This is a genomic window from Devosia sp. (assembly GCF_024707125.1).
Taxonomy (GTDB): Bacteria; Pseudomonadota; Alphaproteobacteria; order Rhizobiales; family Devosiaceae; genus Devosia.
Window position 1 is genome coordinate 100,385 of record NZ_JANQAH010000008.1, and the last position, 21,855, is coordinate 122,239.

The following is a 21,855-nucleotide window of genomic DNA, read 5'->3' on the forward strand; positions in this document are numbered from 1 at the left end:
GGGTTTCCCCGGGCGTTTCACCTCAATTCGCGAAGAACTTGTCGACAAGCGCCAGCGCACCCTCGACATCGTCGTCGCTCACATCGAGATGCGTCACCCAGCGCTGCTGCCCGTAGCGGCCGATAACGCCAATACCCTTCTCGGCGAGATAGGCGTCAAACCGCTCGGCAATGCTACCATCTGCGCCAACCCAAAGAATGTTGGTATCGGGTGCGCTCACGCTTAGCGCACCATGCCGCGAAAGCCCCTCGGCCAGCCGCTTGGCGCGCCGATGATCGTCGGCCAGCCGCGCAACATTGTGCTCCAGCGCATATATGCCCGCCGCCGCCAGAATACCTGACTGGCGCAGCCCGCCGCCCAGCATCTTGCGATGACGGCGCGCGATATCGATCAGGTCGCGCCGGCCAATCAGCACCGATCCAACTGGCGCCCCCAACCCTTTTGAAAGACAAATCGAAACCGTGTCGAACGGGGCGGAAAAATCGGCGATATCCATGCCCAGCTGCACCGCTGCATTGAACGCCCGCGCGCCATCCAGATGCAGGCCCAATCCATGCCGCTGGGCGATCTCCGCCGCGCCCAACATATAGCCAACAGGCAAAACCCGTCCGCCGAACGTGTTTTCGAGCGCAATCACGCGCGTACGTGCATAGTGGCTGTCGTCGGGCTTGATGGCGGCCTCGATCTCTTCAAGCGCCATGGTGCCGTCCGCCTGGTGGGCAATCGGCTGCGGCTGGATCGACCCCAGCACAGCGGCGCCGCCGGCCTCGTTGACGTAGAGATGCGCCTTCTGACCGGCAATGAACTCGTCCCCGCGCCCGCAATGGCTCATCAGCGCCAGCAGATTGGACATTGTCCCCGAAGGAACGAACAGGGCGGCGTCCTTTTTGAGCATACCGGCCATCTTCTGCTCCAGCAGATTGACCGTGGGATCATCGCCAAACACATCGTCGCCCACCTCGGCCGCAGCCATGGCCGCGCGCATGCCGGCGCTCGGCCGCGTCACCGTGTCCGAGCGAAAATCGTGGCGGATCGTATTCATGAAGAGGTCTCCAGTAAGAAGCCTCTTTGTGCCTTGCTGCGAGGACTTTGACTAGGCCGCGACGTCGCCGTCAGAGGCCCCATCATTGGCTGCCGTCAGTTCCACCGCGGGCTTCCGCGCCAAAACCAGAATGCCGGTGATCGGCGCCCCACGGTCCTGCCGCAAGGTAGCCGTCTCAAACCGCAGCACTTCGAGCCCAGCCACCACCAGCGCATCCCGCGTCGCCGCGACGCCATGGGCATAGCGCAGGCTCGGTCGCAGGAAGAGTGCCTCTTCCCCGTCATGCGCCTCGAGCGAAAAGGCCACGAGCCCACCCGGCTTCAGCGCCGGCACCAAGGCCGCCAGCACCGGCTGCAGATCGCCGCAATAAATGAAGACATCCGCCGCCGTCATCAGGTCAGCCTCGGCCCGGCGCGCATTCAGCGCTGCCACCAGTTCAGCCTTCTGCAGATTGTCATAAATCCCCTTGCGGGCGGTCTCGGCGATCATCGCGGCCGAAATATCGACGCCTTCAAGAAAGACCACCTTCTCGCGCAGCTTCTCGCCCATCAGCCCCGTGCCGCAGCCAAGGTCGATCGCCTTTGAAAACCGTTCGATCCCCAGCGCAGCCATCTCTTCGACCACCAGCGCATCGAGCATTTCCGGCACGCGATAGCCGAGCTTGCCCACCAGGGCGTCCTCGAACTGGGGCGCATATTGGTCGAACAGGGCTTCGACATAGCTTACCGCCGTGCCCTCGCCCGCCGCGCCGGCATTGTGCGCCGCAAGCTTCAGCCGCGCGCCGAAAACGCCGTCGTCATCCAGTGCCTCAAGCCGCCGCCAGGCCGATATCGCCCCAGCAACATTGTCAGCCTTTTCGTGAAAGCTGCCGAGCAGGTCCCAGCCTGCGGCCCATTCCGGCGCAATTTCCAGCGCCTGATCCATTAGTTCAGCGGCGGCAGCATGGTCACCACCTTCGGCCAGCATACGGGCATAATCCGCGCGCCGGTCGGCAATGACATCGCCGGAAGAGTAAAACGTCTTGGTCAAGACGACATGACTTTCGAGGAACCGCGCCCAATGCGCAGCGGGCGGGATTTGCCGGAAAAGCGGCGAATTGGCAAGAAAAAACGCTGAACATCGGCGTCACATCACCATGAAGGGTTTTTCTCCCTGTCATGCTGCGTTACACTCTTGGACATAAATGCGGAGCAATATGCTCCACGGCGCAGGAGACGCCCCGGTGGAATCGCCGGCCCGCCTCGCGCCTCTGTTTCGGCCTTACTCGGGCACCGAAACGTTGCGGTCGTGACCTTGTTCGACACCTGGCAGAAATGGAATTCTGCCGGGCGCTTTGTGTTGGAAAAAGCACATATTGATGTGGATTGCGTTTCACGCTACGGTGAACGGATCGAATATTGCGGCCGACTGATCATTTAACGCGAATTGCCATTCGCCTATGCAGACGTCACTTTCCGACAATTCGATAATAGTTGAGATCTGGATCGGGTGCATCGATCGGGATCTTATTGCAGCGACTGCACGAGGGAACGCGCATCATGGCAACGGGCACCGTTAAGTGGTTCAATGGCCAAAAGGGTTATGGTTTTATTCAGCCGGATGAAGGTGGGGCCGACGTGTTCGTCCACATTTCTGCCGTCCAGCGTTCGGGCCTGAATGGTCTCGATGAAGGCCAGAAGGTCTCCTACGAGATCGTCAAGGACAAGCGGACTGGCAAGTCGGCAGCCGATAACCTGACGGCCAGCTGAGCCACAGGCCAGGACTAAATTGTCGGGCGCGTCCGCATGCCGGGCGCGCCTTTTGCTTTGGACGATTACTTGCCTTCAGGCGCAACGCGGATCAGTCGTCCATTGTCTTCGTCGGTGAGCAGGTACACCGCCCCATCGGAACCAACCCGCACGTCACGAATACGGCCCAGCTGCCCTGCGAACAGCCGCTCCTCGCCGGCTACCGCGTCTCCCTCCATATCGAGCCGCACCAGCACATTGCCGCTGAGCCCGCCAACCAGCAGGTCACCCTGCCAGTCCGGCAGCAGGCTGCCCTGGTAAAAATCGAGCCCAGAAGGCGAAATGGACGGATCCCAATAGTGGATCGGCTGCTCCAGCCCCTCCTTCTCGGTCCCTTCGCCAATCTTCACGCCCGAATAGTCGACCCCATAGGTAATGATCGGCCAGCCGAAGTTGTCGCCGGCCGTCGGCATGTTCACTTCGTCGCCCCCGCGCGCGCCATGCTCCACCGTAAACAGCACACCGTCATCCGGCCGAATGGTCGCCCCCTGCGGATTGCGATGCCCAATGCTCCAGAACTCCGGCGCCCAGCCTTCCGGCTTGGGATTGTCCTCCGGCACGCTGCCATCGGGTGCAATCCGCACAATGCCACCGGCGAGATCCATCGGGTCCTGCGCCCGCTCCATGCTGCCGCGCTCACCCAGCGTCACAAACAGGTTTCCGTCTGGCGCAATGGCAATGCGCGAACCGAAGTGACGTGTCGAATTGTCGAAATTATTCATGCGGAAGATCACCCTCTGATCCTCCAGCTGCCCGCCTCCGCCATTGGTCAGCACCAGTTTTGCCGCCATCACGGCCGTGCCCGTGCCCCGCTGCAATCCAGCATCCTCCGCGGGCTCGGCATAGGTCAGGTAGATCTTTCCGCTGGTTTCAAAGTCCGGCGCCAGCGCCAGATCGAGCAGCCCACCCTGCCCCCGCGCCACGACATTGGGCACGCCTTCGACAGACCCGCTCACCACGCCACTCTCGATCAGCACCAGTCGCCCGCTGCGCTCCGTCACGAGAAACCTTCCGTCCGGTAGAAAGGCTAGCGCCCAGGGGTGATCAAGCCCTTCCGCCAGCACAGTGGCGCGTAGCGGACCCGCGCTGCTTTCCACCGTCTGGGCAAGGCCGGGAATCGTCGTCGCCAACACGAAACCCGAAACGAAAAGCGGAAGAATGGGGAGAGATTTCTGCACGACGACCGGCCTTTCCAAGCTTTTGCGGACCACACCCTTGAATGGGCGAGCGAAGCGAATATCTCATTCTCACACACCCGCTTGACCGGAACGCGCCGTGCGGGCAAGTTGGCTCCTGTCTCCCCCAAAACTTATCGTGAAGCGTTGGCCGAACGGCGTTTGGCGGGGAACATCATGCAGAGTGGCATCCAAAAGGGTGCGCTCCAACCACAACCTATCATGGCGCGCGGCGGTCTTTCCGGGGGAAAGACCAAGGCGCGCCGGATTCATTTGCCTGAAGCCCATTGGAGGCAAGACGACATGGACAAGATCCCGATGACCGTACAGGGCCACAAGACCCTGACTGCCGAATTCGAGCACCGCACTGCCAATGAACGCCGTCGCATCATCGACGCCATTGCCGAAGCGCGTGCTCACGGAGATCTGTCTGAAAACGCTGAATATTCGGCCGCCAAGGAACAGCAGAGCCTCAACGAAGGCCGCATCAAGGAACTCGAGACCATTCTCGCCCTCGCCGACATCATCGATGTCTCCAAGCTCTCCGGCTCGTCGGTGAAGTTCGGCGCCACGGTTACCTATCTTGATGAGGACACCGAAGAGGAAAAGACCTACCAGGTCGTGGGTGATCCGGAAGCCGACGCTTCCGCCGGCCGCATCTCCATTTCCTCGCCCATCGCCCGCGCCATGATCGGCAAGGCCGAAGGCGATTCGTTCGAAGTCGCCGCACCGGGCGGCGCGCGCAGCTACGAGATCGTCAAGATCAAGTATGTTTGACGCCTAAGATTTAGGCACAGACACAATATCCTGTGTCTTTCCGGCAATTTCGCGGGCCCCGACTGGGGCCCGTTGTCATGAGTGCCTTGAAACCTATCGCCTTCGGCCCTTAATTAGGGTCCGAGGGAATTTTCCTTATTGTCGAAGAGGCGTCGCGATGCACGCGAAAGTCATCATCATTGGTTCCGGTCCGGCTGGCTACACTGCCGCCATCTATGCCGCACGCGCCATGCTCGAACCTGTGATGATTCAAGGCCTTCAGCCTGGTGGCCAGCTCACCATCACCACCGATGTCGAGAACTATCCCGGCTTTGCCGATGTCATCCAGGGCCCCTGGCTCATGGACCAGATGAAGGCGCAGGCCGAACATGTCGGCACCAAGATGGTCAACGACATCATCACCCATGTCGATTTCGATCGCCGTCCCTTCGTGCTGACCGGTGACAGCGGCGACACCTACACCGCCGATTCCCTGATCATCGCCACCGGTGCCCAGGCCAAGTGGCTTGGCCTGCCCTCCGAGCAGAAGTTCCAGGGCTTTGGCGTTTCCGCCTGCGCCACCTGCGATGGCTTCTTCTATCGCGGCAAGGAAGTGCTCGTGGTCGGCGGCGGCAATACGGCCGTCGAAGAAGCCCTCTTCCTCACCAATTTCGCCGAGAAGGTGATTGTGGTGCACCGCCGCGGCGAGTTCCGCGCCGAGCGCATCCTGCAGCAGCGCCTCTTCAAGCACCCCAAGGTCGAAGTGCGCTGGCACACCGAAGTCGTCGAAGTCGGCGGCTCGGCCATGCCGCCCTCGGTCAATTCGGTAACCCTCAAAGACAACTCGACCGGACGCACTTACGAGCAGAAGATCGACGGCGTCTTCGTCGCTATCGGCCATGCTCCGGCCACCTCTATCTTTGCCGGCAAGCTCGACATGAAGGCCGGTGGCTACCTGCAGGTGAAGCCCGGCACAACCGAAACCAATATTCCCGGCGTCTTCGCCGCCGGCGACGTTACCGACGATGTCTATCGCCAGGCGGTTACCGCTGCCGGCATGGGCTGCATGGCCGCGCTCGATGCCGAGCGCTACCTTGCCGAAAACGAACTTGCCGAAGCGGCAGAATAGGCTGCGACTTTATGTTCTGTGAAAAGTGGAACATCGTCATAATGCGTGCCCGACTTTTCGCTAAGTCGGGCCGACTGCAGCTGACAGGCTGACCATCAACGAGAAAGCGTCACGAAAATGCTCGATTGGGACAAGCTCCGGATTTTCCACACGGCCGCCGAGTCGGGCAGTTTCACGCATGCAGCTGAAAAGCTGGGCATGAGCCAATCGGCCGTCAGCCGCCAGATTTCGGCGCTTGAAGACGATCTTGGTCTCAAACTCTTCATCCGCCACGCCCGCGGCCTCGTCCTCACCGAAGTCGGCGAACAGCTCTTCCGCACTGCACACCGCATGCATTGGGAGTTGCAGCAGGTCGAAACGCAGATGTCCGAGAGCCAGGACGAACCGACTGGCCCGCTCATCGTCACGACCACCGTCGGCATCGGCTCCACCTGGCTATCCTCGCGGCTCGACGAGTTCCTGAAACTCTATCCGCTGATCCAGCTCGAAATCCGCCTCAACGACTCCGAGCTCGACCTCGCCATGCGCGAGGCCGACGTGGCCATTCGCCTGCATCGTCCGAACCAGTCGGAAATGATCCAGCGCAAGCTCTTCACCGTCCACAACCACTTCTATGCCAGCAACAGCTATATCGACGAGCATGGCATGCCGCGGACGCTCGAAGATCTCGACAATCACCGCATCATCAGCTTCGGTGAACCCGTCCCCTCCTATCTCGGCGACATCAACTTCCTCGAACGCATGGGCCGCTCGGAATCGAGCCCCCGTCGCGCCGTCCTCAAGGTCAATGCAATCTACGGCATGATGCAGGCCTGCCGCGCCGGCATCGGCATCGCCATGCTCCCGGCCTATGTGACGGAAAAGGAAGACGGCCTCACCCAGGTCCTCGCCGAAGTCGAACTCCCGGCCTACGAAGCCTATTTCGTCTATCCGCCGGCCCTCAAAAACTCCAAGCGCGTCGGCGTCTTCCGCGACTTCTTGGTGTCCAAAGCCAGGGAATGGAGCTTCTAGGCTGGCCGCGCTCTTGGTGTCTCGATACCTGAAGGATGTTCAACAAGCTCGAACAGACCCGTAAAGGGGAAGTCCGGCCCGACTAGCCGCCATACTTCCCCGGTTTCGAGATGCCGGTACATGTTTTCGCTAAAAGCGGAAGCGCCAAGGTATGGAGAACTTACCGCTAGTTTCGCAGCCCGCCCGTCCGCGACTTGCGCCTCAATCCATGTTTCAAAGCGAAAGAATTCTCCCGGGCTTCGAAAACCACGTATTTCTTCCCATTGGGCTGACATTTAGATGTCCCCGGACGACCTACAGTATGTAGAGCACACCATGCCCCGCATCACCACCATCGCCCTCGATGCCGATGACACCCTCTGGCAAAACGAGCAGTTCTTCCGCCTGACCGAGCAGCGCTTCACCGAACTCCTCAAGGACTACACCGACGCGCCCGACCTCACCGATCGCCTGATCGCCTCGGTGACAAAAAACCTGCAATTCTACGGCTTCGGAATGAAGGGGTTCGCCCTCTCCATGGTCGAAACCGCCCTCGACGTCACCGATCACCGTGTCCCCGGCACGGTCATCGCCGAAATCCTCGCCGCCGGCCGCGAACTCCTCACCTACCCCATCGAAACCCTGCCCTATGTTGACCAGGCCCTCGAATCCCTCGGGGATCGCTACCGCCTGATCCTGGTCACCAAGGGCGACATCTTCGATCAGGAGCGAAAGCTCGCCGCCTCCGGCCTTGCCGAATACTTCGCCGCCATCGAGATCGTCGCTGACAAGAACGCGGAAACCTATCGCCGCATTTTCGCCCGCCACACCGAAGGCCCTGAGCACACGCTCATGGCCGGCAATTCCCTGCGTTCCGACGTCATCCCCCCGCTCGAAGCCGGCGCCTACGCCGTCTATGTGCCCCACGACCTCACCTGGTCCTATGAGCGCGCCGACGAGCCCGAAAACAACCCGCGCTATGCCCGCATAGCCCATCTCGGCGAGCTCGAATCGGCCATCGCCGGATTTGAAGCCGCGGTGTAATCTCCCCTCACCTTGGTGATTGGGGACACATCATGAAGACATCCACGCTGGCGCTCGCCGCCCTCTTTCTGCTGCCCACCACGACTATTGCCGCCGAACCCACGCCCGCCGATTTCGGCGCCGCCTTCTGCAAGGGCGGCATCGACAACGACATGTCGGCCATCGAGGCGGCCCTGACGCCGGACCTTGCAAAAGTCATCGCCGAAGCCGAGGCGAAAAATGCCGAGATCCAGGCCGCCACTCCCGACGAAAAACCGCCCTTGGGCGATGGCCTGCCCTGGCGGAGCTGGCCCGACTACGCCGACGGCTGCGAGGTCGGCACGATCGCCGAGGACGCGGGAAAGACTCTCGTCGAGATCTCGCTACAGCTTCACCAGTTCGCCCGACGCCAATTACGCCGATCACCTCGTGCTGATTCCTGCCGCCACCGGCAGCGATTCCTGGCAGCTCGACGACATAAAACTGATCGACGGAATGACCCTGCGCAGTGTTTTGGCAGGTGCATTCGAGCAATAGATCAAAAAACGGGCTGCGGCAGCCCGCCGCACCCTCTCGCCTTATCATTGAAATCATTGATGATTTTTACATGACATGCGCGAACTGCATATCTGACATGTCAGACACCTGGTTGGCGAATGAGCATCGCGCCCATATATCGAGCACATCACAGCGCGAATGTTTCTCCTCCTCCCTTGCATCGCGCTGCGTTCCCTCCTACGGGCTTCGGCCCGACCCTCCTAAGGCTTCGCTCTCCCCTCGGGCGAAGCCTTTTCTTTTCCAAAACGCGCTCTGCCCTCCATGAAAAGCCCGGCCCACCGGACTTTCCCGGCCATGACCGTTTGTGGTTTTTTCAGCACCCTTGCAAAAATGCATGGCTGACATGTCAGTTCCGGGATTGCCGACTAACTTGGTAGAGTTCATATAGGTCGTGTCGCTGAGACGCGCTCCGAACTCCTCCTCCCTCGGACCCCGTATCGCGACACCGAGTTGCGGGTCTATCCTCCTCCCAGACCCAAGGCTCACGGCAGATGGCATATCCTCCTCCCTTGCCTCTGCCCCACTTTCGATTTGGCTTCGGCCCAGTCATCAGGCTCCAACTTCGGTTGGAGCCTCTTTTTTTGACTGGTCGCCAGGCACCCGCGCACAAACGGCCCTCGGCCGATCGCCGCCCCTTCCCCCGATCGTCATCCTCGGGCGTGACCCGAGGAAACTTCACTTAGCGGCACCGCGGTAAGTAGAGAGCCCTTGGGGCAAGCCCGAGGGTGACGGCAGGACGCATCCCTCACCCACAGTGTCATTCCCACCCCGTGGCCGACTTCGCACCTGCCTGCCATCTCGGCTCCTGCGTCTCCCTCCCCCTTGTGGGGAGGGATCAAGGGTGGGGGTAACAATGCCTCGCCGCGCACCCCGCCTTTCGTAGTCGCCCCTTCCATACAAGCTGCTCAATTTTTGGACAGATTGTCGCTGTGCCTAATGCATAGCTGACATGTCACGAAACGCATTGCTGACCAAAAGGTCAAAATCTATATTCGGTCTTGTCGATGCGACGCCGCTCCTTTTCCTCCTCCCTAGGACCCGCGACGCTCGGCACCGGGTTTTGACCGTATCCTCCTCCCTCGGTCAGGGCCCACCCGGACTGGCGCAAATCCTCCTCCCTTGCGTCGGGCCATACTTAGATTTGGCTTCGGCCCTATCAATCAGGCTCCAACTTCGGTTGGAGCCTCTTTTTTTGCCTTCAGCAAATCTGCATGGCAGACCTTCCGATTGCGCGTTTGTGCCCGCGCAGCCATCGCGCGATAGTGTTTGTGACGGCGGGGGTACGTGGTGCCCCGCCCCTCCAAGGTCAGCGGCTTTGCCGTAGGCCCCTGGCCCCACCCATCCCCTCGGGTGGGGCCTCTTTGTTTCCAAACACAACTGCAATTTCGGCCAATTCTGCCCGGCAAGTTTTGCCGATCGACACATCGCGCGCCGAAATACCATTGAAAAATCTAACGAATTTTCAGGCACAACACTTGCTTAACCATTGGCAGCAAGGAGATGCCGCCATGGTCGCCGTAACCGCCACCTACTATTCGGCCTATTCAACTACCACGTCGGGCCAGGCCACCACGACGACAGCTGCTACGACCTCGACCACGTCTGCGACGACGTCGAGCACCACGAGCGCTGCCACATCCATTACCCTTTCGGATGCCGCCAAGGCCGCGCTGGCCGAGCGGTCCTATGCCAGCGTCGTCACAGATGCGCGCAGCAAGCTGACCAAGCTCCTCGAAGATGCCGGCCGCAAGTCGCCCCTGCAAAACGGTGAACTGGCCCTCGACCTGTCGAGCCTCGACTCGCGCGAAATCTACGCTATCGCCAGCGACAAGAGCTTCTCAGCCGAAGAGAGTGAAGCCGCCATGCTCGAAATGCAGCGCCGCTTCGAAGCCGCTCTCGCCGGCCCCCATTCGATCGCTCAGGTCACCGGCAACTATACCGGCCTCTACAATGCTGCCGCCGCCTTCCTCGATGCCCTCGGCCCCGAGGAAAAGGCCAGCGAGGACTGGAAGGCCTCTCGCGACGCCGTCACCGAAGGCCTCAAGCAGCTGCAGACCGATCCCAAGAAGCTGCCCTCGGCCGGCGAGGACGATCCCGTCGCCATCTATATCAAGCTGGTGGAAACCCGCGGCTCACTCGATCAGTCCATGGCGACCCTGGCGACCAATGCCCGCGCCGCGCTCGACAAGCGTTACGAGGAAATTCACGCCACCGGCCGCATCCCGAGCTTCAAACCGACCAGCCCGAACGGCACCTATGTCGACCTGTCGGGCCTTTCGAGCCGTTCGCTCTCTGCCATCGTTCTCGATGAGGAAGGCCAGTTCACCTCGCAGGAAGTGGCCGCAGCAAAGTCCCAGCTCCGCACGAAGTCGAGCTCGGTGCTCATGGCCGGCCTCAAGTCGGCCTCCCAGTCGAGCGACCCCACCGCCTTCAGCCAGAACGTGATCTCGGCCTTTTCCTCGCTCAGCGCCGAAGAGCGCCAGGCCGCCGGCTGGTCCGACCAGCTCTACGAAGCCGCCGTCGCCAATTACTCGACGTCGAACAAGCTGTTGGAGATGTTCAACCAGCTCAGCGCCGGCAGCAGCTCGAGCAATTCCGGCTCCAGCTTCAGTTTTGCGAGCTTGCTGGGCTAATCAGCCTCGACCGGCAACGCCGCCAACGGCGTTGCCCCCACACCCACAGTGTCATCCCCGCGAAAGCGGGGATCTCTGTCTCTGGCTAAGCGACAGCCCGCAATTCTGCACGCCACAGCGGCACCACCGGCCGGAACCGTATTAGGTCGACAGCCACAGCTTGCGCCTTTATCTGCACGGGCCACACCACTTCAGCGAGCGCCCGAGCCGCCCCGGCATCGCCACTCGTCTGCAATGTCACATGCGGAACCCAGCTCTCCGGCCGATAGTGCGGCTCGATCTCGTCAGGCGAGATGAGACCACACACAGCCCTCTGCATCGCCCGCAATTCATTTCCCGAGCAGCCAAGCCAAACGACATCGGTGCCATCAAACCGGTCCGCTGGGCCGATTTCCATGTCCCGAACCTCGCCCCACGCCTGCTGCGTCAGTTTGCGCTGGAGTTCGCCCGCAAGGTTTTCGTCCTGCACCACAGTCAACGTCACATGGGGTAGATAGCCGAGATCAATCATGCTGGAGCTGATCCCCGCCCCTGCCAAGCGTTCCCACAGCGCCCGAACAGCCGCCGTTGTCGCGCCATCGAAAAGCAGCGACACGGCAAGGCCCATGCTCAGCTAATCCCCGCACAGAACTGCTGGATCCGCCTTACCGCCTCTTCCAGCTCCGCATTACTCGCCGCATAGCTCAGCCGGAAATGTCCCGGCAGGCCAAACGCCGCGCCATGCACCAGCGCCACGCCGGTCTCTTCCAGCAGCGCCATGACGAAATCCTCGTCCGTATTCAGCACCTTGCCACCCGCGCTGGTCTTGCCCAGCAGCCGCTTGCAAGACGGGAACACATAGAACGCCCCCTCCGGCGTCAGGCAATCGAGCCCGGTATTGGCATTGAGCCCCTTCACCACCAGGTCACGGCGCTCCTGAAACACCCGGCGCCAGTCCGCCAGAAACTCCTGCGGCCCGTCCAGCGCGGCTACCGCCGCCCACTGGGAGATCGAGGTCGGGTTCGACGTCGACTGCCCCTGCAGCTTGGTCATCGCCGCCAGCAGCGGCCGTGGGCCTGTGCAATAGCCAATGCGCCAGCCGGTCATGGCATGCGACTTCGACACGCCATTCATCGTCAGCGTGCGTGGCTGCAGCTTCGGCTCCACCTGCGCGATCGTCGAGAAGGTGCCGCCGTCATAGACCAGCACTTCATAGATATCGTCGGTCAGAATGTGCACATGCTCATGGCGCAGCAGCACATCGGCCAGACCGCGCAATTCGTCCGCCGTATAGGCAGCGCCCGTCGGGTTCGACGGCGTATTAAGCAGCAGCCACTTGGTCTTGGGCGTAATCGCCGCTTCCAATGCTTCCGGCGACAGCTTGAACCCCGTCGAGGCATCCGCCACGGCAAAAACCGGATCCGCGCCACAGAGCCGCACGATTTCGGGATAGCTCACCCAATAGGGCACCGGAATGACGACCTCGTCGCCCGGATTGAGCGTCGCCATCAGCGCATTGAAAATGATCTGCTTGCCGCCCGAGGAGACAAAGCAATCCGCTGCCGTCACATCGAGCCCATTGTCGCGCTTGAACTTGCGCGCAACCGCTTCCTTCAGTTCGGGAATGCCGTCGACATTGGTGTAGCGCGTCTTGCCCTCGTCCATCGCCTTCTTGGCAGCGTCGCGGACATGGAGCGGGGTGTCAAAATCCGGCTCGCCGGCGGAAAGGGCGATGATGTCCTTGCCTTCCTGCGCCATCACCCGCGCTTTCTGGCTGATCGCCACAGTCGCAGATGGTGCTACGCGTCCCAGCGCATCGGAAAGAAAAGCCATGCCCGCCTCCATTTAAGCCGTGGCTGGTGTAGTCGAAACCACCGTTATCGAAAAGTCATAACTCGCTCTTCGGCGCCGGCCCCGTACTGCCGCGCACCACGAGCGGCAAAGGCAGCACAGTTCGTGCTGCAATCTCTTCGCCGCCCAGAATTGCGCCCACCGCCCGGGCCGCCAGTTCCTGAAAAGGCTGCTGCACCGTCGTCAACGCCGGCAGCGTGTCAGCTCCTTCCGGAATACCGTCGAAACCGACCACGGACACATCCTCCGGCACGCGCCGGCCATTGCCCTTGAGCCACTCGATGGCAAAGAGTGCCACGCGATCCGACATGGCCAGAACACCCGTGGGCGGCCGCTCCGCCGCAAACAACCTGCTCATGGCCGCCCACACAGTTTCCCGCTCGGCATCGGTATCGGCATAGGGCACATCCGCAGCCGCAATGCCTGCTGTCGCCAGCCCTGCCCAATAGCCCTCCGCGCGGTCCCGCACAGTCAGATATGGCGTCGCCAACACTTCTTCGGGCGTCGGCCAGAGCGCGTTCCAGCTTTCCCCGATACCGAGAATGGCAATCCTGCGGTGCCCCAGCGCCACCAGGTGCTCCGCTGCCTGCCGCGCCCCATCCCGATTGTCGATGCCGACGCCCGGCGCATCGATAGTGCTCTCTTCCAACCCCAGCGCCACAAATGGCAGCTCACGCTTTTCCGTCTGCCCAATCAGCGCCGGCCCCTCCTCCGCACAGAGCAGGATCAGCCCATCGACCAGTGCACTCTGGATATTCCAGGCCGGTCGCCCGCGATTCATCGCCGAAACGATGGAAAGCCCCGCGCCCTGCTTGTCACACTCGGCGGCGATCGCCGCCATCATGGTTCGCGCCCACTGGTCCTCGAAAAAGTAGGTCAGCGGTTCCGCCGTCGCCACGCCAATGGCGTTGATCTTGCCCGCCCGCAGCAATCGCCCCGTCAGGCTTGGCCCGGCATAGCCGAGCTCCTTGGCCGCCGCCTCCACCCGCTCGCGCACTTCCTGCCGCACGATTTCGGGCCGGTTGAACACATTCGACGCCGTGCCCTGCGACACGCCCGCCACCCGCGCCACGTCCCGAAGGCGTACCGGATTGTCTTGAGTCATTGATATCCTCCACCCCCTCGCTATCACAGTTTTTGTATCGGTTCAATTTTCGCTTGACCCAACGCCGCAAGAAGCGCACATTTGAACCGGTTCAAGGAATGTCACATCCCCAAATTGAACCGATTCAACACTTTCATACGAAAGGGACTAAGCAATGATTCCCGCCAGCTATCTCTACAAGGACATCTATCGCCAGACCTGGCTTGACCCAGATCTTGAATGCGCTTGGGCCCGCCAGGAAGCAGCTCGCCTCGACGCCATTCCGTCCCTGCGCCAGAGCCTCGCCACCCTGCTGCGCCGAGTAGCCGACATACTCTATCCCGCCGGCCTGGCCTCTGGCCATTCGTAACCGCGGCGTGACAATTCACGCCTGCCACCCTTGCGTCACAGCAAAACCCCATTTGCATGGTTTCCTCCCCTCATCCACAACGATGAGACGCCTATCCCATGCAACTATTCTCGTCTCGCGGGCGGAAGGGCCTGAAAGTGAAGATGGCTGTGGCCGCTGGCTTCGCCACTGCACTTGGTCTTGCCGGCGCATTTCTCGCGGGTGTTACGCCTTCCCTGGCCGCCGATCTCGCGGCGCAGCCCGATACGCAGGTGGCCATCTTCATGGTCCCGCTCACTATTCTCATCCTGACTATGCTGTTTGAAGTCGGACGCTTCGTCTGGCGCAACCGTATTCCAACTTCGACGCCCACGCGTCAGCGTCGCACCAATTGGTCAGTGGCGAAGACCCGCTGATCAATACCCGCGGCATGAAGCCCTCCATGCCGTGTATTTTCTCCAAAGTCCTCAGGCCGGCCTCGCGCCGGCCTTTTTTCTGCCCTGCCGTCGATCATGGCGCCAGCGACGTTATGCCCCGCGTCCTAGCACCCTGCGCAGTATGACGCCGAGCACCCGCCATCCCTGGCCCGGCTCGTCCATCAATTGATACACGGCTTCATAGAGGTCTAAGTCCGGCCCCACCAGCTTGACCACCTGCAGCACCACGCCGCTCTCGGTCTTTTCGTAAGCACCAAAACTATGCGAGCGCGCTTCAACGATGGGCCCGTAGCCAGATCGCTTCACATCCGCAAGGAACCGTTCGGGATCGGTATAAATCTCGCGAAATGCGGCACTGGCCAGACCGAGCGCGATCTCGGCATTGCCACTTTGCAGCGCCTCGATTTGCCCGGTCACGGTCGCCTGCCAGGGCGTGGCCTCCTGCGGCTGCGCTATGCCGATACTGCTCAGGAAAAACACCAGCGCCACAAAAAACCGAACCATGATCATGGCCTCCGCCCGGGTGGCGCACCGGCCATTGTGCCAGGGCGCTGGATCCCATGCAAATATCTACGTTCTTTGGGCGAAAAAGTTTCAAAGGCGGCATGAAGCCCTCCATGCCGTCCATCTGCCCAAACGCCGCAGGCAGGCCCCCGCGCCAGCGTTTTTCTGCCTTGCCGCTGAGCGGCTTCGGGTTCACACTCCTCTCACCGATCGACTCCCAGCTCGTTCGGCTGAGTGTCGATTGGTCCAACGCAAGGAGGACCTGACCATGATCGTCGATACCATCCTGCAACTCAAGGGCACGGCCGTTCACACCCTGCGCGACAGCGATACGCTGGGCGATGCCGTTGCCATGCTCAACAGCCACAATATAGGCGCCATCGTCATCGTCGGCACCGGCGAGAGCGTGGTCGGCATCCTCTCCGAGCGCGATATCGTCCGGCAATTGGGCAAGAACCCCTCGGCGGCCCTCGCCCAGTCCATCGGCTCCGTCATGACGCGGGCAGTCGTCACCTGCGACCGCACCACGGCCATTTCCGATGTCATGGAGCGCATGACCCACCGCCGCATCCGCCATATGCCCGTGGTCGATGGCGACCGCCTCACCGGCATCATCTCCATCGGCGACGTGGTCAAGCTCAAGATCGAGGAAGTCGAGCACGAGGCCGAAGTGCTGCGCGAATACATCGCCAGCTAGCCCCTGCCCCCCTCTTCTGCGTTCGCAAACAAAAATCCCCGCTTCCGCGGGGATTTTGCAGTCAGATTTTTGAGCGCCGTCAGTAGACGCGGATCGAAGAGAGGTTGCGCGCCAGATACCGGTTCAACACCGGCTGGCTTTCGATGATCCGTTCGCAATAGGACTGGAAGCCCCGATCGCGGCAGGCCGCAGCCGACACATTCCCGGTGATCTCGACCGACGAGAAACGGTTATCCTGGCCATAGAGCTTGAGGTCATTGAACACCTGCCCGGCCCCCGCGCAGAGCGAGGCGCCGGTGAAATTGCGGCCTTCATAGAGGCACACCGTCCCCGGGCCACCTTCCGGATAATCCGGACGAACGAGAAACAACGGCCCCTCGGGACCAGCACCAAAGCTCAGCGCTTCAAGGCTTGTCCAGCCCCGGCCACCATCGCCATCAACGAGGCACCAGGTCACCTGGCAGCGCAGAATGCGGATGGCACTATCTTCAGCGATCGTCCCGACCACGTCATGCGCAGCCCCCGGCCCCTTGCGCAGCGTCAGGTCGACCTGCGCCCAACCATGCGAACCGACATCGGACGCGGCTACCACCGGAGAAAGCAGGGAAAGCCCGAAACCGATAGCGAGAGCCAAGCTCTTTAAGCGCTTCATGGAAAGAGAATCCCCAGGTGAAAATCAGCGGGACTTTATCTCGGCACCTTGTTGCGGCCAAGGGCAAGAAAAAGCGGCGCCGTACTTTTGTACAGCGCCGCTTTTACTAATTAGCGAATGCGAACCGAGGCAACATAGTCGTCGAAATCATTCAGCGAGCTGGCGCTGGTCGTATAGGTCCGGCAGCTACGATAGTTCGGTTCCGAACAAACCTGCACCGAATAGCCGCCCTGGTTGTCGATCGAGGAAATCCGATCGGTCCAGTCGCGAAGGTCACGCACGCTGTCGCCGGCGGCAAGGCAGAAGCTCTGGCCGCGGAAATTGGTGCGGTCATAGAAGCAAACCTCATCATACACCGGTTCAGGCAGCGGCTGGATCACCGGCGGGCGTGGCGGACGCGGCGGCTGCTGCGGATTGCCGATGCCGATATTCACGTTCGGGCCATTGGGGCCGAGGTTGAAGCCGAAAGAAATCCCCGGCTGGCTCGGATTAACCGGCTGGCCACCGCCAGCGGCAAGATAGGTGGCCGAGACCCAGCCATCGGGACCGGGCTTGGACACATAGCACCAGGAGCCCTGGCACTGCTGCACATCGACCTGCTGCCCACGGCGCACGGTGTCGACCACGGCATAATTGGTGCCCGGACCCGAGCGCACATTGACATTGCTGGTCACGGTCCCCGGCGCGGCCTGCGCTGCCGGCAGGAACACGACGACTGCGGTGGTGGCAACAGCAATGGCCGTCGCGACGTTAAGCAGGGTTTTGCGGGTATGGCGGTTCATGACTATTCCCTCTTCCACCACGTCCGGGATTGACGCTCAAAACCCGGAGCGGAATTCGTTACGATGCAGAAACGGGTACGGTCTTCAAAGAGTTCCGGCCCCGAACGGATTCAAAAGCTTAGGAGACGGCGACCGGTCATGACGTCAGATTTCATAGCCCTGCCCCAGCACCAAAGCGCTTCATACGCCTTGTCGCTCGTCCAGCCTGAACGCAGTCTGAATGTAATTGGTCAGCCTTGCGGGATCACCCGCTTTTGGCCGTTATCGTCAAGAGAAACATAAACGAAGCGTCCCTCGGTGACCTTCTTGCGGTCGTCCAGTTCATGCCGCCGCACCCAGGCCTCAAGCCCCACGGTGATCGAGGTCCGGCCGATCCGTTCGATGGTGGTATAGACGCAGAGCACGTCGCCCACTTTCACCGGCGCGATGAAGGTCATGGCCTCGACCGCCACCGTCACCACCCTGCCCTTGACGCGCTCGACAGCGGCGATCGCCCCGGCAATGTCCATCTGGCTCATCACCCAGCCGCCAAAAATGTCGCCCGCCGCATTGGTATCGGCCGGCATGGCCAGGGTGCGGATGGTCAATTGCCCCAGCGGTTCGCTCATCACTGTCTCGCTCATTCTGGTCCTTTCACCGGCCACCGGCCGACCGCCTCTTCCCAATGCTTGCGGCACAGCGAGAGATAGACGGATTTTTCGATCGAAACCTGATCGCCATCGGTCAGCACGCGCCCATCCATGCTCTGCCGCACAACCATGGTCGCCTTGGCGCCACAGGTGCAGATGGTACGAATTTCGCGCATCACATCGGCAATGGCCAGCAGTTCCATCGATCCGGGAAAGAGCTTGCCCTGGAAGTCCGTACGCAGGCCAAAGCACATCACCGGAATGCGCAGCCGATCGGAAACGCGCGCCAGCTGCCACACCTGCTCGCGCTCGAGAAACTGCGCCTCGTCGACAAAGACGCAATCGACCTTGGACTCTTCATGCTGGTCGCGGATCGACTGATAGAGATCGTCCCCCGCCGAATAGAGCTCAGCCGGCTCGCTGATGCCAATGCGCGACGAAATCAACCCGATCCCGTCCTCGACATAAAGCGCCGAGGTATAGAGGAGCGGCCGCATACCGCGCTCGCGATAGTTGTAGGCAGCCTGCAGCAGCAAGGTGGACTTGCCGGCATTCATAGCGGCATAGGAAAAATAGAGTTTGGCCATAGTCCGCCTCAGAAGCTTCGGCCCTTTCTCGCGCAGCGCGCGCATTGGGGCGAGGACTATTCTGGACGGTCCACAAAAAAGGGCCGCCCGGGGGGCGGCCAAGGCCTACGCGTTGAGGCAGAATGGCCTCGGGGGAATGCGTCCGCGGGCCTGGGGGCTGGTGCGAACGGCGCATCCGGCATGCATGGGCTGCCCCGGAGCATTTGCAGCCTAGGCACATTACATGACGGACGCATGAAGCCGTTCAGCCAGCATTCAGGCTCGCCCAGCCATGTTCGGTTCACCGAGTAGAGAGTTTCAGCCAATGCGTTTCGTCCGCACCCTCGCCTTTGCCCTCGCCGCCTTGATCGCCACGCCCGCCCTCGCCTCGCCGGTCGGCACCTGGGAGCTGGAAGGCAAGGATACGCGCTTCCAGCTCGAAATGTGCGGAGATGGCACCCAGCTCTGCGGGCTCCTCACCTGGCTGAGCGATGTGGACTACAACGAGCAGTACAAGCCCTATCTCAACCGGCCCATGGCCGACCACATGCGCCAGTCAGGCCCAAATCGCTGGAAGGGCGACATCCGCCTTTTCGGCTACAACCTGTCCGGCACGCTGACCCAGAACAGCGAAAACCACATGACACTGCACGGCTGCGCCCTGCTTGTGGTCTGCAAGACCTACCAGATGTATCGCTACACCGAGTAGCGCTAGAGTCTGCTTGGAAACACGCTGCGGCGCGACAAATGCCGGTGGCTTTCGAGAACCGGAACGGAGCGTACATTAGTACGTGAGTACCGGAAGCGCAGAAAACGCCGGCAGTTGGCCGCCGCAGTAGTGTTTACGAGCAGACTCTCAGTTCGTAGCTCTGACTTCCGGCAACCTCCGGCGCTCAAGCAGCGCCGGCACCGCCTCGACCATGACGATAGCCACGAACAGCAGCGCCGCCCCGGCATAGCCCACGGCCGGCAACCGATCCCCCAACACCACGGCCCCGCCGAGCGCCGCAAACAGGCTCTCGGCCGACAAAATGATCGCCGCATTGGCCGGCGGCACATATTGCTGCCCCACCGCCTGCAACGTGAACCCCACGGCCGTCGACAGCACCGCGGCATAAGCCAGCTGCACCCAGACGTCCGAAATCTGCCCCAGCGTCGGCGCCTCGACCGGCACGGCAATCACCAGCGCCACGGTCCCCGCCACGAGGAAGCTGACCGCCGAAACAAAAATCGGCAGCCCGGTCTCCTTCGCCAGATGCCCCAGCGTCAGCACATGCATGGCCCAGAACACTGCGCTGCCCACGATCAGCCAGTCGCCGCCATTGAAGCTCGAAAGCCCGCCGCCATTGAGGAAATAGATCCCCACCAGCGCCAGCGGCACGCCGACATAGACAATCCAATGCGGCCGCACACGAAAGACAAAATAGCCGATGAGCGGAACAAAGAAGACATAGAGTCCCGTCAGAAACCCGCCATTGGTCGCCGTCGTCGTCGCCAGCCCCGCCTGCTGCAGCCACGACCCCATGAAGAAGGCAAAGCACAAGACGCCCACCAGCATCCACTGCGCACGCGACAGCTCCACCTTGCGCCGCCGCCATTCACCAAGCGCCAGCGGCAGCACCAGCAGCCCGCCGAGAATATATCGCACCCCGGCGAAACTCAGCGGCCCGATCGACCCCATGGCCGACTTTTGGGCCACAAAGGCAAAACCCCAAAACATGGTGCAAAGCAGCAAAAGCAGGGCTGCGAGTGGACGTGACATTTTTCTTGTTTCTCTTTGGAAGTCCCGGGCCGGTTACCCACCCACGGCGTCATCCCCGCGAAAGCGGGGATCTCTCTTTGGGCGTCAAACGCCGAGGAACTGAATCCCCTTCTAAAGCTCCGCATCCAAAGCCTTGATGAGACTCTGGATTTCCTCCGGGCTCGTGTAGTGCACGAACGAAAGCCGCAACACCCCATGCTGCGGATCGATCCCCAGCGCCTCCATCAATCGCCAGGCGTAAAAATTCCCACCTGAAGCCATGATGCCGTGCTTTGCCAACCGCTTCGCGACCTCGACACCCGGCTCGCGATGCCGCAGCGCAATCGTCGGCGCGCGCAATTCCGCATCGCCCGGCCCCACCAGGTTCACGTCATTGCGCCCATTGAGATAGTCGAGCAGCGGCCGCGCCAGCGCGACTTCCTGCGCCCGCATCGCCTTATGCGCCCGCCGAAACGGATTGCCCTCGCCCCCGGCAATCTCGGCCACCTGCTCCAGATAATCCGCAATCCCCGCCGAAGCGGCGATTTGTGCATGGTCCGGCCCAGCCGGCGTCAGCCGGTAACGCGGCTTGGCATCGTTGAAAAAATGCCCTTGGTTCGGCAATTGCATCGCCAGTTCCGGCCGCACCGCCATCACGCCCTGATGCGGCCCGTAGGTCTTGTAAGCCGAGAACAGATAGATATCAGCCCCAAGCTCGCTGAGGTCCGGCAGCCCATGCGGCGCATAGCTCACCCCATCCACCGCCAGCACCGCACCAACAGCATGCGCGCGCTTCGCGATCTCAGCCACCGGATTGATTTCACCCACGACATTGGAGCAGTGCGGCGCCGCAACCAGCTTCACCTTGTCATCGAGCACCGCATCCAGTGCCGGCAGCGCCAGCCGACCGGTCTGCCCATCGACGCTCCACTCGCGGACCTCGATGCCCCTCTGCGCCAACCGTCGCCAAGAGCCCGAATTCGCCTCATGGTCCTGATTGGTCACGACAATCGCATCGCCCGGCTTGAGCCAACCGCCAAAGGCATTGCCCAGCACATAGCTGTTCGCCGACGAAGACGGCCCGAAGTGGATCCAGTCCGCCGAAACACCAAGCGCCGCCGCAACGCGCTCATGGGCAAGGTTCATCGCCTCCCCTGCTTCTATCGAAGCCGGATAGGCGCCATAGGGCTGCACCTTGGTCGCGCGATAGTAATGCTCCAGCCGATCGAGCACAGCCTTGGCAGTATAGGAACCACCGGCATTCTCGAAAAACGCCTGGCCCTGCAGGCTCGGCTCGGCAAAGGCGGGGAAGAGAGCGCGGATACGCGCCGGGTCCAGAGGCAGATTGGTCATCATCGATCCGTCAAAGAGTGATCGATTGGTAGACAAGCCTCCAGCAAAAGCAACCCCGGCTGTTGAGAGCCGGGGTTGTCGCGACGCAGGTCGTTCGGGGGGCGGACCGCGCCGCTCGTCGGCTCCCATGCCCGAAGG

24 protein-coding genes are annotated in these 21,855 nt (G+C 61.6%); 11 read left to right on the forward strand and 13 right to left on the reverse strand.

What is annotated here, in order from left to right; translation table 11 throughout:
- Window positions 1–22: 22 nt before the first annotated feature.
- The gene (gene ltaE, locus NVV77_RS09530) at window positions 23–1,042 is read right to left on the reverse strand and encodes a low-specificity L-threonine aldolase (protein ID WP_295412465.1); all 1,020 of its coding nucleotides are present in this window, start codon (window positions 1,040–1,042) and stop codon (window positions 23–25) included.
- Between the two features lie 51 nt (window positions 1,043–1,093).
- Window positions 1,094–2,071: a methyltransferase gene (locus NVV77_RS09535; protein ID WP_295412467.1), complete on the reverse strand. Its 978-nt coding sequence runs from the start codon at window positions 2,069–2,071 to the stop codon at window positions 1,094–1,096.
- Between the two features lie 509 nt (window positions 2,072–2,580).
- Between NVV77_RS09535 and NVV77_RS09540 the strand changes: the two genes are divergently transcribed.
- On the forward strand, window positions 2,581–2,790 hold the full coding sequence (locus NVV77_RS09540; RefSeq protein WP_035080396.1) for a cold-shock protein: 210 nt from the start codon (window positions 2,581–2,583) through the stop codon (window positions 2,788–2,790).
- A 65-nt stretch (window positions 2,791–2,855) separates the two neighbouring features.
- On the opposite strand, the gene NVV77_RS09545 is transcribed toward NVV77_RS09540, so the two are convergent.
- Window positions 2,856–4,007, reverse strand: a complete 1,152-nt coding sequence (locus NVV77_RS09545) for a PQQ-dependent sugar dehydrogenase (RefSeq protein ID WP_295412469.1) — start codon at window positions 4,005–4,007, stop codon at window positions 2,856–2,858.
- Window positions 4,008–4,307: 300 nt separating this feature from the next.
- Between NVV77_RS09545 and greA the strand changes: the two genes are divergently transcribed.
- From greA to NVV77_RS09575, 6 genes are all read left to right on the forward strand, one after another.
- Window positions 4,308–4,781, forward strand: a complete 474-nt coding sequence (gene greA / locus NVV77_RS09550) for a transcription elongation factor GreA (protein ID WP_295412470.1) — start codon at window positions 4,308–4,310, stop codon at window positions 4,779–4,781.
- Window positions 4,782–4,938: 157 nt separating this feature from the next.
- The gene (gene trxB / locus NVV77_RS09555) at window positions 4,939–5,889 is read left to right on the forward strand and encodes a thioredoxin-disulfide reductase (RefSeq protein WP_295412472.1); all 951 of its coding nucleotides are present in this window, start codon (window positions 4,939–4,941) and stop codon (window positions 5,887–5,889) included.
- A gap of 117 nt (window positions 5,890–6,006) precedes the next feature.
- Window positions 6,007–6,900 (forward strand): LysR family transcriptional regulator, encoded by an 894-nt coding sequence (locus NVV77_RS09560; protein ID WP_295412474.1) that lies wholly within the window; start codon window positions 6,007–6,009, stop codon window positions 6,898–6,900.
- 315 nt (window positions 6,901–7,215) lie between these two features.
- Window positions 7,216–7,923, forward strand: coding sequence for an HAD family hydrolase (locus NVV77_RS09565; RefSeq protein ID WP_295412475.1), 708 nt, complete (start codon window positions 7,216–7,218; stop codon window positions 7,921–7,923).
- Window positions 7,924–7,955: 32 nt separating this feature from the next.
- Window positions 7,956–8,513: a hypothetical protein gene (locus tag NVV77_RS09570; RefSeq protein WP_295412477.1), complete on the forward strand. Its 558-nt coding sequence runs from the start codon at window positions 7,956–7,958 to the stop codon at window positions 8,511–8,513.
- A gap of 1,455 nt (window positions 8,514–9,968) precedes the next feature.
- Entirely contained in the window at window positions 9,969–11,093 is a 1,125-nt protein-coding gene (locus NVV77_RS09575; RefSeq protein ID WP_295412478.1) for a hypothetical protein, read from the forward strand.
- A gap of 85 nt (window positions 11,094–11,178) precedes the next feature.
- On the opposite strand, the gene NVV77_RS09580 is transcribed toward NVV77_RS09575, so the two are convergent.
- The 3 genes from NVV77_RS09580 to NVV77_RS09590 are packed head-to-tail and all read right to left on the reverse strand — an operon-like array spanning window position 11,179 to window position 14,028.
- Window positions 11,179–11,700, reverse strand: a complete 522-nt coding sequence (locus tag NVV77_RS09580; protein WP_295412480.1) for a 2'-5' RNA ligase family protein — start codon at window positions 11,698–11,700, stop codon at window positions 11,179–11,181.
- A gap of 2 nt (window positions 11,701–11,702) precedes the next feature.
- A complete protein-coding gene (locus tag NVV77_RS09585; protein WP_295412482.1) occupies window positions 11,703–12,905 on the reverse strand; it encodes a pyridoxal phosphate-dependent aminotransferase in 1,203 nt (400 codons plus the stop codon).
- Between the two features lie 55 nt (window positions 12,906–12,960).
- Entirely contained in the window at window positions 12,961–14,028 is a 1,068-nt protein-coding gene (locus tag NVV77_RS09590; RefSeq protein ID WP_295412484.1) for a LacI family DNA-binding transcriptional regulator, read from the reverse strand.
- Between the two features lie 154 nt (window positions 14,029–14,182).
- On the opposite strand from NVV77_RS09590, the gene NVV77_RS09595 reads away from it, so the two are divergent.
- Window positions 14,183–14,377, forward strand: coding sequence for a hypothetical protein (locus NVV77_RS09595; protein WP_295412486.1), 195 nt, complete (start codon window positions 14,183–14,185; stop codon window positions 14,375–14,377).
- A 143-nt stretch (window positions 14,378–14,520) separates the two neighbouring features.
- The gene (locus NVV77_RS09600) at window positions 14,521–14,772 is read left to right on the forward strand and encodes a hypothetical protein (protein WP_295412487.1); all 252 of its coding nucleotides are present in this window, start codon (window positions 14,521–14,523) and stop codon (window positions 14,770–14,772) included.
- Between the two features lie 111 nt (window positions 14,773–14,883).
- Here the strand turns inward: NVV77_RS09600 and NVV77_RS09605 are convergent, their stop codons facing one another.
- Window positions 14,884–15,303, reverse strand: a complete 420-nt coding sequence (locus tag NVV77_RS09605) for a DUF4864 domain-containing protein (protein ID WP_295412488.1) — start codon at window positions 15,301–15,303, stop codon at window positions 14,884–14,886.
- A 262-nt stretch (window positions 15,304–15,565) separates the two neighbouring features.
- Between NVV77_RS09605 and NVV77_RS09610 the strand changes: the two genes are divergently transcribed.
- Window positions 15,566–15,994: a CBS domain-containing protein gene (locus NVV77_RS09610; RefSeq protein WP_295412490.1), complete on the forward strand. Its 429-nt coding sequence runs from the start codon at window positions 15,566–15,568 to the stop codon at window positions 15,992–15,994.
- A gap of 79 nt (window positions 15,995–16,073) precedes the next feature.
- On the opposite strand, the gene NVV77_RS09615 is transcribed toward NVV77_RS09610, so the two are convergent.
- The 4 genes from NVV77_RS09615 to NVV77_RS09630 form a co-directional block, all read right to left on the reverse strand.
- The gene (locus NVV77_RS09615) at window positions 16,074–16,646 is read right to left on the reverse strand and encodes an SH3 domain-containing protein (RefSeq protein ID WP_295412491.1); all 573 of its coding nucleotides are present in this window, start codon (window positions 16,644–16,646) and stop codon (window positions 16,074–16,076) included.
- Window positions 16,647–16,756: 110 nt separating this feature from the next.
- Window positions 16,757–17,428: an SH3 domain-containing protein gene (locus NVV77_RS09620; protein ID WP_295412493.1), complete on the reverse strand. Its 672-nt coding sequence runs from the start codon at window positions 17,426–17,428 to the stop codon at window positions 16,757–16,759.
- Window positions 17,429–17,658: 230 nt separating this feature from the next.
- Window positions 17,659–18,051, reverse strand: coding sequence for an acyl-CoA thioesterase (locus tag NVV77_RS09625; protein WP_295412495.1), 393 nt, complete (start codon window positions 18,049–18,051; stop codon window positions 17,659–17,661).
- Complete coding sequence (locus NVV77_RS09630) at window positions 18,048–18,644, reverse strand: thymidine kinase (RefSeq protein ID WP_295412497.1); 597 nt, start codon at window positions 18,642–18,644, stop codon at window positions 18,048–18,050. Before NVV77_RS09630 ends, NVV77_RS09625 begins: the two co-directional genes overlap by 4 nt.
- Before the next feature lie 304 nt (window positions 18,645–18,948).
- Here NVV77_RS09630 and NVV77_RS09635 point away from each other — a divergent pair, with 304 nt between their 5' ends.
- Window positions 18,949–19,332, forward strand: a complete 384-nt coding sequence (locus tag NVV77_RS09635) for a hypothetical protein (protein WP_295412499.1) — start codon at window positions 18,949–18,951, stop codon at window positions 19,330–19,332.
- 147 nt (window positions 19,333–19,479) lie between these two features.
- On the opposite strand, the gene NVV77_RS09640 is transcribed toward NVV77_RS09635, so the two are convergent.
- Together NVV77_RS09640 and NVV77_RS09645 are read right to left on the reverse strand one after the other, a co-directional pair.
- Window positions 19,480–20,385: a DMT family transporter gene (locus NVV77_RS09640; protein ID WP_295412501.1), complete on the reverse strand. Its 906-nt coding sequence runs from the start codon at window positions 20,383–20,385 to the stop codon at window positions 19,480–19,482.
- 111 nt (window positions 20,386–20,496) lie between these two features.
- Window positions 20,497–21,717 (reverse strand): aminotransferase class V-fold PLP-dependent enzyme, encoded by a 1,221-nt coding sequence (locus tag NVV77_RS09645; protein WP_295412502.1) that lies wholly within the window; start codon window positions 21,715–21,717, stop codon window positions 20,497–20,499.
- Window positions 21,718–21,855: the final 138 nt, after the last annotated feature.